This is a genomic window from Streptomyces sp. NPDC049585 (genome assembly GCF_040675615.1).
Classification (GTDB): domain Bacteria; phylum Actinomycetota; class Actinomycetes; order Streptomycetales; family Streptomycetaceae; genus Streptomyces; species Streptomyces luteosporeus.
This window is the reverse complement of the sequence record NZ_JBFAPE010000003.1, coordinates 51,304-64,272: the sequence shown is the minus strand read 5'-3', so window position 1 is coordinate 64,272 and position 12,969 is coordinate 51,304. Positions and strand designations below refer to the sequence as shown.

12 protein-coding genes are annotated in these 12,969 nt (G+C 73.0%); 6 read left to right on the top strand and 6 right to left on the bottom strand.

The window, feature by feature from the left end; translation table 11 throughout:
- Positions 1-36 precede the first annotated feature (36 nt).
- Positions 37-810 carry a sirohydrochlorin chelatase gene (locus tag AB0K17_RS04590; protein ID WP_365982081.1) on the top strand — a complete coding sequence of 258 codons (774 nt, stop codon included), beginning with the start codon at positions 37-39 and terminating at the stop codon, positions 808-810.
- Here the strand turns inward: AB0K17_RS04590 and AB0K17_RS04585 are convergent.
- Positions 787-1,257: a MarR family transcriptional regulator gene (locus AB0K17_RS04585; protein ID WP_365967006.1), complete on the bottom strand. Its 471-nt coding sequence runs from the start codon at positions 1,255-1,257 to the stop codon at positions 787-789. The two genes, AB0K17_RS04590 and AB0K17_RS04585, sit on opposite strands and share 24 nt — an antisense overlap.
- A gap of 76 nt (positions 1,258-1,333) precedes the next feature.
- Between AB0K17_RS04585 and AB0K17_RS04580 the strand changes: the two genes are divergently transcribed.
- The gene (locus AB0K17_RS04580; RefSeq protein WP_365967007.1) at positions 1,334-2,179 is read left to right on the top strand and encodes an NAD(P)H-binding protein; all 846 of its coding nucleotides are present in this window, start codon (positions 1,334-1,336) and stop codon (positions 2,177-2,179) included.
- Here the strand turns inward: AB0K17_RS04580 and AB0K17_RS04575 are convergent.
- On the bottom strand, positions 2,163-2,303 hold the full coding sequence (locus AB0K17_RS04575) for a hypothetical protein (protein WP_365982080.1): 141 nt from the start codon (positions 2,301-2,303) through the stop codon (positions 2,163-2,165). The two genes, AB0K17_RS04580 and AB0K17_RS04575, sit on opposite strands and share 17 nt — an antisense overlap.
- A 57-nt stretch (positions 2,304-2,360) precedes the next feature.
- Between AB0K17_RS04575 and AB0K17_RS04570 the strand changes: the two genes are divergently transcribed.
- Positions 2,361-5,198 carry an NACHT domain-containing protein gene (locus tag AB0K17_RS04570; protein ID WP_365982079.1) on the top strand — a complete coding sequence of 946 codons (2,838 nt, stop codon included), beginning with the start codon at positions 2,361-2,363 and terminating at the stop codon, positions 5,196-5,198.
- Position 5,199: 1 nt separating this feature from the next.
- Here AB0K17_RS04570 and AB0K17_RS04565 read toward each other — a convergent pair whose 3' ends face one another.
- Positions 5,200-5,826 (bottom strand): LysE family translocator, encoded by a 627-nt coding sequence (locus AB0K17_RS04565; protein WP_365982078.1) that lies wholly within the window; start codon positions 5,824-5,826, stop codon positions 5,200-5,202.
- Positions 5,827-6,034: 208 nt separating this feature from the next.
- Between AB0K17_RS04565 and AB0K17_RS04560 the strand changes: the two genes are divergently transcribed.
- Entirely contained in the window at positions 6,035-6,904 is an 870-nt protein-coding gene (locus AB0K17_RS04560; protein ID WP_365982077.1) for an aminoglycoside phosphotransferase family protein, read from the top strand.
- Positions 6,905-6,996: 92 nt separating this feature from the next.
- On the opposite strand, the gene AB0K17_RS04555 is transcribed toward AB0K17_RS04560, so the two are convergent.
- Entirely contained in the window at positions 6,997-7,950 is a 954-nt protein-coding gene (locus AB0K17_RS04555; RefSeq protein ID WP_365982076.1) for a zinc metalloprotease, read from the bottom strand.
- Positions 7,951-8,135: 185 nt separating this feature from the next.
- On the opposite strand from AB0K17_RS04555, the gene AB0K17_RS04550 reads away from it, so the two are divergent.
- Positions 8,136-8,450: a hypothetical protein gene (locus tag AB0K17_RS04550; RefSeq protein ID WP_365982075.1), complete on the top strand. Its 315-nt coding sequence runs from the start codon at positions 8,136-8,138 to the stop codon at positions 8,448-8,450.
- Between the two features lie 13 nt (positions 8,451-8,463).
- On the opposite strand, the gene AB0K17_RS04545 is transcribed toward AB0K17_RS04550, so the two are convergent.
- Together AB0K17_RS04545 and AB0K17_RS04540 are read right to left on the bottom strand one after the other, a co-directional pair.
- Complete coding sequence (locus AB0K17_RS04545; protein WP_365982074.1) at positions 8,464-9,201, bottom strand: exonuclease domain-containing protein; 738 nt, start codon at positions 9,199-9,201, stop codon at positions 8,464-8,466.
- Positions 9,202-9,295: 94 nt separating this feature from the next.
- Complete coding sequence (locus AB0K17_RS04540; RefSeq protein WP_365967015.1) at positions 9,296-10,549, bottom strand: SAV2148 family HEPN domain-containing protein; 1,254 nt, start codon at positions 10,547-10,549, stop codon at positions 9,296-9,298.
- A gap of 286 nt (positions 10,550-10,835) precedes the next feature.
- Here AB0K17_RS04540 and glgX point away from each other — a divergent pair, with 286 nt between their 5' ends.
- Positions 10,836-12,959 (top strand): glycogen debranching protein GlgX, encoded by a 2,124-nt coding sequence (gene glgX / locus AB0K17_RS04535; protein ID WP_365982073.1) that lies wholly within the window; start codon positions 10,836-10,838, stop codon positions 12,957-12,959.
- The last annotated feature ends 10 nt before the right edge of the window (positions 12,960-12,969 follow it).

The following is a 12,969-nucleotide window of genomic DNA, read 5'->3' as shown; positions in this document are numbered from 1 at the left end:
GATCCGGCGACGAGACGTCCGGCGACGGCAGACCCGGTGGCAGGGCGCCCGGTGCTGGTGCTCGTCGCCCACGGCAGCCGTGATCCCCGGCACGCGGCCACCGTGGAGGCGCTGCGCCGCCGCGTCGCGGCGCGGCGGCCGGGGCTGCGGGTCGAGGTGGGCTTCCTCGACTTCTGCGCCCCGCCGGTGGGCCGGGTGCTCGAAGGTCTCGCGGCGCAGGGCGTACGGGAGGCGGTCGCGCTGCCCCTGCTGCTGACCCGCGCCTTCCACGCCCGGACCGACGTCCCGTCGGTCCTGGCCCCGGCGGCCGCCCGGCTGCCGGAGCTGACGGTGCGCCGGGCGGACGTCCTGGGCCCCTCCGCCCTGCTGACCGCCGCCCTGGAGCGGCGGCTGCACGAGGCCGGGGCCGGCCTGGCGCCCGGCGCACGACGCTCGACCGGGGTCGTCCTGGCCTCGGCGGGGTCTTCCGACCCGGAGGCGAACGCGGTGATCGCAGACATCGCGCGGGAGTGGCGGCGAACCGGTCGATGGTTCGCCGTGCGGCCCGCGTTCGCCTCCGCCCGCTCCCCCCGGACCGAGGACGCCGTGCGCGATCTGCGCGCGTCCGGCGCCCGCCGGGTGGCCGTGGCCCCCTACGTCCTGGCCCCCGGGCGGCTGCCGGACCGCATCGCCGCCGGCGCCCGGGCCGCGGGGGCCGACGTCCTGGCGGACGTCCTGGGCCCGGCGCCCGAGGTCGCCGACCTGGTGCTGCGCCGCTACGACCGGGCCGCGGCGGCCCCGGCCGCGCTACCCCTCGCCGGCACCGCGTAGCCGCTCGGCCTGGGTGCGGCCCACCTCGGTGCCGCGGGCGAGGTAGTCGCCGATGAGGGCGAGTTCCTCGTCGCTGTAGCGCTCCAGGACCGCCCGGAAGGCGCCGCCCGGCACCTCCCAGGCGGCCCCGATGCGGGCCGCGGCGCCCGGGGCGAGGCCGACCAGGGCGCGCCGTCGGTCAGCGGGGTCGGTACTGCGCTCGACCAGCCCCGCCCTGGTCAGGCGGTCGACGAGCCGGGTCGCGGAACCGGGCGTCAGCCCGGTCAGCCGGGCGACCTCACCCGTGGTCAGGGGCCCGCTTTTCAGGTCGAGCATGCTGATGCACTGCAGGTCGGTGGGGTGCAGACCGAGGTGGTCGGCGAGCGCCTGGTTGAGCAGGGTCCAGGCGGCGTAGTGCCGGCGGGTCTCCTCGGTGATGCGCCGCAGCAGTTCCACCCGGTCGGTCAAGGGTGCGTCCTTTCGGTTCGGTCTCGCGAAAATAATTACTTGCGCGACGCAATATCAGCGCCACACAATCTTAGGTATGACGATTCTAGTGACCGGAAGCCGCGGCCGTGTCGGCCGCACCCTCATCGACCTCCTCCACGACCGCGGCCTCGCCGTGCGCGCCGTCTCCCGCAAGCCCGAGGAGCTCGACCTGCCCGACGGCGTCGAGCGGGCCCGCCTGTCCCTCGACGAGCCGCAGACCTTCGCCGACGCCCTGCGCGGCGTCACCGCCGTCTTCCTCTACGCCGAGCCCTCCCACATCGACGACTTCCTCAAGGAAGCGGTCGCCGCCGGCGTCCAGCACATCGTGCTGCTCTCCTCGACCGCCGTCCTCGAGCCCGACGCCGCCACCAACCCCATCGGCGGCTTCCACTGGGAGGCCGAGCAGGCCCTGATCGCCGCCCCCGTCACGGCGACCCTCCTGCGCCCCGGCCACTTCGCCACCAACGCCCTCGGCTGGGCCCCGGCCATCACCGCCGGCACCCCGCTGCGCCTGCCGTACCCCGACGCCTACACCGACCCCATCCACGAGAAGGACATCGCCGAGGCCGCCCTGGCAGCCCTCACCGACCCGCACCCGACGGGCGGTGCGTACGAACTGTCGGGCCCCGAGTCCCTCACCTTCCGCCGGCAGGCCGAGGTGATCGGCCGGGCCACCGGCCGGGACGTCACGATCGAACCCGTGACGCCCGAGCAGTGGAAGCAGGACGTGTCCGCCTTCATGTCGGACACGTTCGCCGACGCCCTTCTGGGCGCCTGGGCGGCCGGGGTCGGCCACCCGCTGCCCGTACGCCCCGGCGTCGAGCAGCTGACGGGCCACCCGGCCCGCTCGTTCGCGAGCTGGGCCGAGGACCACGCGGCGGACTTCACGGCTGCCGGCTGAGCAGCGCCAGGAGATTCAGGAGATTGGCGACGACGGACAGAAGGGCGGCGGGGTCGTCGTCCTTCCGCACCGTCGCGACGACTGCGGTGACGAGGACGACTGCTGCCATCAGGTTTGTGGTCATGAGGTGAAGTTCGCCGATCGCGCGTTCGCCGGCGTTCGCGCGTACGAAGATGTACGCATGAGTGAGGCCCTGGCCCAACTGGCCGCTCGGCTCCGCCTGTTGCGCATGGAGAAGAAGCTGACGTACGTCGCGCTGGAGCGCCGCTCCGGGCTGGGCCACACCACCGTCAGCCAGGCCCTCAACGGCCGCAAGGTGCCCACGGAAGCCACCCTGGTGTCCCTGGCGAAGGCGCTGGGCGCCGACGCCGGCACCCTGATGGTCCTGCGGGACCGGGCGGCCGCGGAGGCGGCCCCGGTCACCGCCCGGCAACCGAGCGACGAGGACACGGCGTTCGAGGAGCGCTACCGCGACTACATCATCGAGCGGCACAGCCGCCTGGCCATCGTGGGCCTCGACCTCCACGGCCCCCAGGCCGCCTGCTGGCCCCTGGACACCGCCTACCTCAGCCTCGAACTGGCCGTCCGCCGGGACGGGCCCGAGGCCTTCGAGGGCCACGGCCCCGGCACCGTCGTCGAACGCGCCGAACAGGCCCTCGCCGGCAGGCAGCGCACCCTCGTGCGCGGCCTCGCCGGCAGCGGCAAGACCACACTCCTGCAATGGCTCGCCGTCATCGCCGCCCGCGGCAACCCGCCCGAGCCCCTGGCCCACCTGCGCGGCCTGATCCCCTTCGTCCTCCCCCTGCGCACCCTCGACCTGCGCAGCGCACTGCCGAGCTCGCACCGCTTCCTGGAGGCCACGCGCAGCGCCCTCGCCTCGTCCCAGCCCCTCGGCTGGGCGGACCGCGTCCTGGCCGCCGGACGCGGCCTGATCCTCGTCGACGGCATCGACGAGGTACCGGGACACCGGCGCGAGCAGACGCGGGAGTGGCTGCGCGACCTGCTGGCCGCCTACCCGCGCTCGTACTTCATGGTCACCACGCGTCCTTCAGCTGTTCCGGAACGCTGGCTCGACGGCTCCGGTTTCACCGAACTGACCGTACGGCCGATGAACCGCAAGGACGTCATGGTCTTCGCCGAACGCTGGCACACGGCGGCGGGCGCGGGCTCCGCTCTGGAGGAACGCTTCAAGGACGCGGTACGCGCCCAGCCGGCGCTCGCCCAACTGGCCACCACCCCCCTGATGTGCGCACTGATGTGCGCCCTGCACCGCGACCGCCACGGCCACCTGCCGCGCAGCCGCACGGAACTGTACGAGGCGGCACTGGCGATGCTGCTGGTACGGCGCGACGACGAACGCGGCATAGAAGCCCCGGAGGGCATCAGCCTCACGTACCCGGAGGCGGTGCAACTGCTGCAGCGGCTGGCGTACTGGCTCATTCGCAACGGGCAGGCGGCGATGGAGGAGGAGACGGCACTCGCCCTCGTCGAGGAAGCCCTGCCGTCGATGGCATCGGTGGCCCGGCAGGGCAACCCGGAGCAGGTGCTCCGGCACCTGCTCACCCGCAGCGGCCTGCTGCGCCAGCCGTCGGCCGACACGATCGACTTCGTGCACCGCACGTTCCAGGACTACCTGGGCGCGAAGGCGGCGGTCGAGGCCCGCGACCTGGGCGTCCTGGTCGGCCACGCCCACGACGACCAATGGGAGGACGTCCTGCGCATGGCCGTCGCCCACGCGCGCCCGACGGAACGGGCCACGCTGCTCCGCCGTCTGGTCGCCCGCGGCGACCGCACGGCCAAGCACCGCACGCGGCTGCACCTGCTGGCGATGGCCTGCCTTGAGCAGGCGACGGAGCTGGACCCGGAGGTCCGGGCAGCGGTGGAGGAACGCGGGGCGATGCTGTTGCCGCCGCGGAGCTCGCGCGAGGCGGAACAGCTGGCGCGGGTGGGCCCGGTCGTACTGGGGCTGCTGCCGGGGCCCGAGGCGGCGGACAAGGACGAGGCGCAGGCCGTCATCCAGACGGCGCGCGCCGTGGGCGGAGATGCCGCACTGGCGCTGCTCAAGCGGTATCGCTGTGTGCACGCCGGTGCTCACCCCTTCTTGGCCGACGCGTGGAGCTCGTTCGATGAACGGGAATTCGCTGCGGAGATTCTGGAGCACCTTCCAGCGGACTGCCGCATCGTGGTCAGGAATCCTGAAGCCCTGAAGATCCTGCCTTCGCTGCCGCAGAAGACCTCGATCGGCTTCGCCGGGGACTTCTCGGCCGACGAGATACTCACCGCAGTCGATGCGGGCGCTTTGCAGCGGCTCGAGGTGTACCAGAACACCCGGCTGGAGGAGCTTGCTTTCCTTCGCCGTCTCCCCGAGGTTCAGCACTTCGTGCTGTCGGGCAGTCCCATGGTCCAGGACCTGGGGCCGATCGATCGGCGTCCGCTGACGAGCCTGGCCCTGTGGTATCCGGCCGGACGGCTCCTCGGCACGCTCAACGAACTTCCCGAGCTGCAATCGCTCAGCCTGGGCCCGCCCGTTCCGCACTTCGACGCCGACCTGCTCCCCCACCTACCGGTGCTCCGTACGCTCAGCATCTCCAGCAGCAGTCGGTCCGGGCGCCCCTTCGAGGGGATCCCGCGGCTCACCGGACTCAGCTCGCTGACGATTCCGGCCTGGGGCATTCCGGAGCCGGCGCGAGTGGAGCTCACCGCCCTGCCCGCACTCTCGTGGCTCAACATCCTGGACCAGGACGCCTTTCGGCTCGACGCGCAGACGCCCTTACCCGGCATACGCGAACTGATCCTCACCAGGCCGGCCAATCTCACCACTGCCGAGCCCATAGCGAAGGCGTTTCCCGGTCTGCGCATGCTGGAGATCACGTACAACTCGAAGGCCCCCACCCTCGACCTCACCCCGCTCGCCGGCACCGCCGGCCTCCGCATCACCGTCCGCAACGCGCACCGCGTCACCGGCCTCGACCGCTTCCCGCCGGGGGCGGTGACCGTCTCCCCCCGCCCCCGTACCTGACCTACGCCGTCTCCACCGCCGTACCGACCCCCAAAGCAACAAGCACCCCGCCAGTCACCAGCTCCAGGTTGCGGTTGACGTGCGGACGGCGCAGCCACGTCAGGGCGCGGGTGGCGCAGAAGGCCACCAACAGAAGCCACGCCGCCGCGATGACCGCGTCCAACGCGCCGAACAGCAGCGTCGGCGCGAGGAGCGACGAGGAGTCCTCCGGCAGGAACTGGGGCACGACGGCCACGAAGAAGACGCCCACCTTGGGGTTGAGCAGGCAGCTCATCAGGCCCTGGCGGAAAGCACCGGTCACCTCACACGCGGGCCCTTGCTCCGGCACCCTCGGCGCGGTCGCCCGCCTCTGGGCCCACAACGCCTGGGCACCCAGCAGCACAAGATAGGCCGCCCCCGCGAGGCGGACGACCGTGAAGGCCGCTTCCCAGCGTTGGAGCGCGGCCGCCAGGCCGAAGGCCGCGGCGATGCCCCAGGCCAGGGAGCCGATCGCGGCGCCGAGGGCCGTCGTGGCGCCGGCCCTGCGGCCGCCGCGCAGGCAGTTGCGCAGGACGAGCAGCGTGTCGGGGCCGGGGGCCATGGTCACCAGAAGAGAAAAGAGCGTGAAACCGATGATCGCACTTGCCATACCCGGCGAGCGTAGCGGCCGCCGCACCCCGTGGGGGTTGGGTACGGCGGCCGATGGGGAGCGACCGTACCAGGGGGCCGGGCGGTCCGGGGCGCGACGGCCCGCGCGCACGCCCGGCAGAAGCGTTTCGGCCATCCTGTGGTGCCGCGCTCACCCCGTCCGGGGGACACTGGGTCGGACATCTGCACGAAAGGCGGACATGGGACCGGTGGAACCGTTCACGGAACGACGGGCGCGCGAGCTCCTCGCGGCGTCCGGCGCGCCCCTTCCGGCGGCGGAGGCGACGTTGCTGTCGCTGGGCGAGAACGCGGTCTTCGCGGATGGCGGGCTCGTGGCCAAGGTGGGCCGGGACGCCTCGCTGCTGGAGCGGGCGGTGCGCGAGGTGCGTATCGCCTCCTGGCTGGCGGAGTGCGGCGTCCCGGCGGTACGGGCCGCGGAGCCGGACGTCCGGGTGGCCGACGGCCACCCGGTGACCGTCTGGCACCGGGTGCCGGCGGCCGGGCGTCCCGCGGGGCCGGCCGATCTGGCGCAGTTGCTGCGGCAGGTGCACGCCCTTCCGGCACCGGACTTCGCACTTGCGCGCCGTGACCTGCTGGGCGGGGTCGAGCGGTGGCTGCGGCTGGCCGGGGATGCGATCGAGCCGGCCGACGCCGACTATCTGCGCGAGCGTCGCGACGGCTTCGCCTCGGCGGCGGCCGCGCTCGTGCCGCAGCTGCCGCCGGGGCCGATCCACGGGGATGCGCTGCCGCGCAATGTGCATGTGGGTCCGGACGGGCCGGTGCTGGTCGATCTGGAGACGTTCGCCATGGATCTGCGCGAGCACGATCTGGTGGTGATGGCGCTCAGCCATGACCGCTACGGCCTGGGCGCGGACGCGTACCACTCCTTTGTGCACACCTACGGCTGGGACGTGCGCGAGTGGGAGGGCTGTGCGGTGCTGCGTGGGGCGCGGGAGACGGCGAGCTGCGCCTGGGTCGCCCAGCATGCGCCGGGCAATCCGGCGGCCCGGGCGGAGTTCGACCGCCGGGTCGCCTCGCTGCGGGAGGGCGACCCGACGGTGCGCTGGTACCCCTTCTAGCGCTCATCACGGCGCCCCGCCAGGGGCGCGGGGAACTGCGCGATCGGCCGCCGACGGCCCGCAGTCGACGCGCCACCCCGGGGTGCCCCCCCCTACGGGGCACCGTCGGGCAAGGCCGGGAAGCCCGCCCTCGGCCCGTCGAGGGTGGCGTCGACCCGCGTCGCCTGGCCTTGCGTGAACATGAACATGGCCGCGTCGTCGACGTAGTCCATGAAGTTCATGAACATGTCCCCGTCGGGTGCGTTGTGGCAGGACTGGCGGGGGAAGGCCGGTGCGCCGAAGTTGGGGCCGCCCTGGTTGGGCGTGTCGGCGACGAAGTCGCTGCCGCTGCAGCCGGTGCCGTCGTCGCCCCAGATGTGCAGGAGGTTGAGCCAGTGGCCCACCTCGTGGGTGCTGGTGCGGCCGAGGTCGAAGGGCGCGGTCGCGGTGCCGGTCGTGCCGAAGGCCAAGTGGAGGATCACCACGCCGTCGGTGGCCGCCGGGCCGCCGGGGAACTGGGCGTAGCCGAGGAGGGAGTCGCCGAGCGGGCACACCCAGATGTTGAGGTAGCGGTCGGCCGGCCAGGCGTCGTGGCCGCCGCGGGCGGCGGACTTGACGGCGTCGTCGGTGCCGAAGGCGGCGACGTCGGTGGCGGTGCGGGTGATGCCGGTGGTGGGCTGTCCGGCGGGGTCGGTGGTGGCCAGGCGGAATTCCACGCGGCAGTCGGCGGCGCGCTGCTGCCAGACGGGGGGCACCCGGGCGACGTCGGGGTTGCGTTTGCGGAAGTCGCGGTTGAGGACGTCGAGCTGGCTGTGCACCTGGGCGTCGTCGACGTTCTGCTCGTCGGTGTGGTGCACGACGTGGACGACGACCGGGATGCAGGTCACCTCGGCCCGGGCGGTGCGGGCGAGGCCCTGTTCGTAGGCGAAGGCGCGGTTCTCCAGGGCCGTGCGGGCCACTGCGTACGCCGGGTGCTGGGTGAGCAGCCGGCGGTGGACCTCCATGGTGCCGCACAGCAGGCTCTCGGGCGGCCGGGCCGCCCTGTTCGTCCGGTGGTTCTCGGGCACGGTGGGCCTCCTCGAAACGCCGCGCGCTGCGGTGGAGCCGGTGCTGGGCGGGCCCGGTACGGATTACCGTAGAGCCGCACAGCCCGGGCATCCATGGACGTCGCAGAATCCACGGCAACTGCGAGGACATACTCCGCATTCCTGGAGAACCGGGCGTTCCGCGGGACGACGGAGGTGCCCGAGAGATGACCGAGCCGCCCGAGGAGCTCTTCCGGCGCTGGACGCACTCCTTCGAGGAGGACGGGCCGGGAGTGGCGGTCTACCGTCCCGACGGCTTCCCCTTCCCCCGCGCCCGCGGCCGGGACGGCATGGAGTTCGCGGCGGACGGCGGCTTCGTCGACCGCCCGGTGGGGCGCGGGGACGCCCCGGGCTCGTGGCGCGGCGTCTGGCGCAGCGACGACGGCCGGCTGCTGGCGGTCTCCTTCCCGGGCACCGGGCGGCCGGGCCGGACACTGGAGGTTCTCGCCTGCGACGGCCGGGCGCTGGTCCTGCGGGCCTGAGCGCCCGCCCGCCTCAGGCCGGTGTCGTGGCGGCACGTCCCCCGGGTCGGCGCACGGGCCATTGCGGGTCGACGACGGCGTCCGCGCCGGCGCCGCCCTGGCGGCGCAGCCAGCGCTGGTAGCCGTCGGCCCACTGGGCGTACCACTCCACCTGGGCGCGGTGCAGCTCCCACGGCGCGAACCGGGCGGTGCGCGCATGGCGTACGGCTATGGCGCGGGCGACGCGCACCGCGGCCAGGGCGTCGGCCCCGGCCTCGTGCGCCGCGTCCAGCTCGACCCCGTACTCCCGGCAGACCGCTTCGAGGGTGCGCCGGCCCTTGCGGTAGCGGTCGACGGCCCGGTCGATGGTGTAGGGGTCGACGACGGGCCCGGCCTCGCCGCCGAGCCGCTCGGTGAGCGGGGGCAGGGCGTGCCGGCGCAGCTCGGCTTCGAGCAGGGTGAGGTCGAAGGAGGCGTTGTAGGCGACGACGGGTGTGCCGGCGCGCCAGTGGGCGGTCAGGGCGGCGGCGACCTCCTCGACCACGTCGGGTGCGGGGCGGCCCTGGGTGCGGGCCCGCTCGCTGGTGATGCCGTGGATGGCCGCGGCCTCGTCCGGTATGGCGATGCCCGGGTCGGCCAGCCACAGCCGGCGGTCCGTCACCTGCCCGCCGTGGGTGTGGACGACGGCCGCGGTGACGATGCGGGCGTGCTGCGGGTCGGTGCCGGTGGTCTCCAGGTCGAAGCCGACGAGCGGCCCCTCGTGCCAGGGCATGTGTGTCCCCCTTCGGTGGTGCTTCCCCCGTTTGGTGCACCAGCCTCGCACGGGCCACTGACAACGCCGGGCGCGCACCCCTGCGCCCGGCGGGTCAGGAGACGGGCCGGGAGTCCTCCCAGACGCCCTCGAACTCCTCGCGGTAGGTGCCGAAGAGCCCGCCGTCGTCGTCGGCCGGCCGGCCGTCGCGCAGCAGGTTGCGTCCGTTGCCGCCGCGCAGGACGAGCACCGGCGACTCCATGCCGCGGGCCTTGCGCAGGTAGGACTGCACCACGGCGAGGCCGTCGGGGCCGTCGCCGTTGACGAGGTAGGCGGTGAAGCGGGGGGTCTCGTCGAAGACGCGGATCTCGAAGGAGGAGGGGTCGCGCAGGGCGGCGCGCACCCGCCGCATGTGGATGATGTTCATCTCCACGGAGCGGCTCATCTCGCCCTTTTTGATGCCCAGTTCCCGCTCGCGGCGGCGGACGGCGCTGCTGGCGGGGTTGAGGAAGAGCAGCCGGGTGCGGCAGCCGGACTCGGCCAGGCGCACCAGGCGGCGGCCGGAGTAGTTCTGGACGAGCAGGTTCAGGCCTATGCCGACGGCGTCGAGGCGGCGGGCGCTGCCGAAGAGGTCCTCGACGGGCAGCTGGCGCTGCAGGCGGACCCGGTCGGGGTGGACGCCGACGACGTCGGCGTAGCGGTCGCCGACGAGGTCCTCGACGGCGTCGACGGGCAGCCGGTCGGCGGAGTGGGCGCCGCCGGCGTGGGCGCTGCCGAGGATGGCGAGCAGCCGGGCGGAGGCGCGCTCGGCCTGGTCGAGGACGGCGCGGGAGAGGGCACGGTTGCGGGAGACGACGTTGCGGGCGACCTCGAGCTCGTCCAGTGCCAGTTCCAGCTCGCGCCGGTCGTCGAGGTAGGGCTCGAAGCAGGGCCAGTGCTGGACGAGCAGCTCGCGCAGCTGGGGCAGGGTGAGGAAGGACAGGACGTTGTCGTCGGCCGGGTCGAGGAGGTAGCCCTTGCGGCGGCTGACCTCGCGCACGGCGACGGCGCGCTGGACCCACTCCTGGCCGGCGGGCCCGGCGGCGGCGACGACCCACTCCTCCTCGCCGTGCACCGGTTCGTACACCGGGCGCAGCACGGCGGCGACGACGGCGCGCAGCCGCTGTTCGACGAGGTTGAGCCAGATGTAGGCGCGCCCGGCCCGGCGGGCGCGGGTGCGCACCTCGTCCCAGGCCGCGGTGTCCCAGTCCAGTTCCGCCCCGATTTCCCTCGGGCGGGTCAGGGACACCACGCCCGGTGGTGTGTCGGTGGGGCCGTCCTCGTCCGGAGTGTCGTCTCCGGGGGGCAGCTCCAGCCCGCCCGAGCTCACGTGCGCACCACCTTTCGCCCCCGTTTGTCGATGATCAAGCCCGTTGTCGATGATCAAGGCAGACTACTGTGCGCCCGGGAGGCGCTGCATCCGCTCGCGCCCCGGCTTCCGGCCAACTCGGCCGTCCGAGGTGCGGGTTGTCCCAGGGTGCTGCGGGGTGACGTGAGCTGATTCATAGCCAGAAGTGTGGTGGTGTGCGGCCGGAGCGGCCGTGGCGGGGCCGGTGCGGCGACGCCTTTTGCCGAAGATCTGCGGAAAGGGGCCGCAGGGGTGGAAGACTCACTGCATGCAGGTCTGGCCGGGACAGGCTTATCCACTGGGCGCCACGTACGACGGCGCCGGGACGAATTTCGCGGTGTTCTCCGAGGCCGCGGAGCGGATCGAGTTGTGTCTGCTGCACGAGGACGGCTCGGAGACGGCGGTGGAGCTGAAGGAGTCCGACGCCTTCGTGCGCCACGCGTATCTGCCGGGGGTGATGCCGGGGCAGCGGTACGGCTTCCGGGCGCACGGCCCGTACGATCCGGGGCGCGGGCAGCGCTGCAACTCCGCGAAGCTGCTGCTGGACCCGTACGCGAAGGCGGTCAGCGGCGCGGTGGACTGGGGCGAGGCGGTGTACGGCTACCGGTTCGGGCGGCCGGAGAAGCGCAATGACATGGACTCGGCACCGCACATGATGACGTCCGTGGTGGTCAATCCGTACTTCGACTGGGGGGACGACCGCCCGCCGCGCACGGACTACCACCGCACGGTGCTCTACGAGGCCCACGTCAAGGGCCTGACGATGCTTCACCCGGCGCTGCCGCCGGAGGTGCGGGGCACCTACGCGGCGCTGACGCATCCGGCGGTGATCGAGCACCTGACGGAGCTGGGGGTGACGGCGCTCGAACTGATGCCGGTGCATCAGTTCGTCAACGACCACCGGCTGGTGGACGCGGGGCTGGCCAACTACTGGGGTTACAACACGATCGGCTTCTTCGCGCCGCACAACGCCTACGCCTCCTGGGGCGACCGGGGGCAGCAGGTGCTGGAGTTCAAGTCGGCGGTGCGGGCGCTGCACGAGGCGGGCATCGAGGTGATCCTCGACGTGGTCTACAACCACACGGCGGAGGGGAACCACCTGGGGCCGACCCTGTCCTTCCGGGGGCTGGACAACGCCTCGTACTACCGGCTGGCGGACGACCCGCGGTACTACATGGACACCACCGGCACCGGGAACTCGCTGCTGATGCGCAGCCCCCATGTGCTGCAGCTCATCATGGACTCGCTGCGCTACTGGGTGACCGAGATGCGGGTGGACGGCTTCCGCTTCGACCTGGCGGCGACGCTGGCCCGGCAGTTCCACGAGGTGGACCGGCTGTCGTCGTTCTTCGACCTGGTGCAGCAGGATCCGGTGGTCAGCCAGGTGAAGCTGATCGCCGAGCCGTGGGACGTGGGCGAGGGCGGCTACCAGGTGGGCAACTTCCCGCCGCTGTGGACCGAGTGGAACGGCAAGTTCCGGGACACCGTACGGGACCTGTGGCGCGGCGAGCCGGCCACCCTCGCGGAGTTCGGCTCGCGACTGACCGGCTCCTCCGACCTCTACCAGGACGACGGCCGGCGCCCGCTGGCCTCCGTCAACTTCGTCACCTGTCACGACGGGTTCACCCTGCACGACCTGGTCGCCTACAACGACAAGCACAACGAGGCCAACGGCGAGAACAACCAGGACGGCGAGGGCTACAACCGCTCCTGGAACTGCGGCGCCGAAGGCCCCACGGACGACCCGGAGGTGCTCGCCCTGCGCGAGCGGCAGATGCGCAACTTCATCGCCACCCTGATGGTCTCGCAGGGCGTGCCCATGCTCAGCCACGGCGACGAGTTCGCCCGCACCCAGCACGGCAACAACAACGCCTACTGCCAGGACAGCGAGCTGTCGTGGGTGCACTGGCCGGACCCGCAGGACGGGGCGGACGCGCTGGCGCGGCGGATGCTGGAGTTCACCCGGGCCATGGTGCGCCTGCGCCGGGAGCACCCCGTCTTCCGGCGCCGCCGCTTCTTCCACGGCCGGCCGTCCCAGGGCACCCACGACGAGCTGTCCGACATCGCCTGGTTCACCCCGGACGGGGAGGAGATGCAGGACGGCGACTGGCAGGTCGCCCACGCCCGGTCCCTGACGGTGTTCCTCAACGGCGGGGCCATCTCCGAGCCCGGACCCCGCGGCGAGCCCATCCTGGACGACTCCTTCCTGCTGATGTTCAACGCGCACGACCAGCCGCTCGACTTCACCGCCCCCGTCGACCACGGCCGGCAGTGGCAGATCGTCGTCGACACCGCCCGCGCCGAGGCCACCGCCCCCGGCCCCAAGGTGCAGGCCGGCGACCGGCTGAGCGTCGCCGGGCGCAGCCTGGTGATCCTGCAGCGCCCGGCCTGAGCCGCACCCG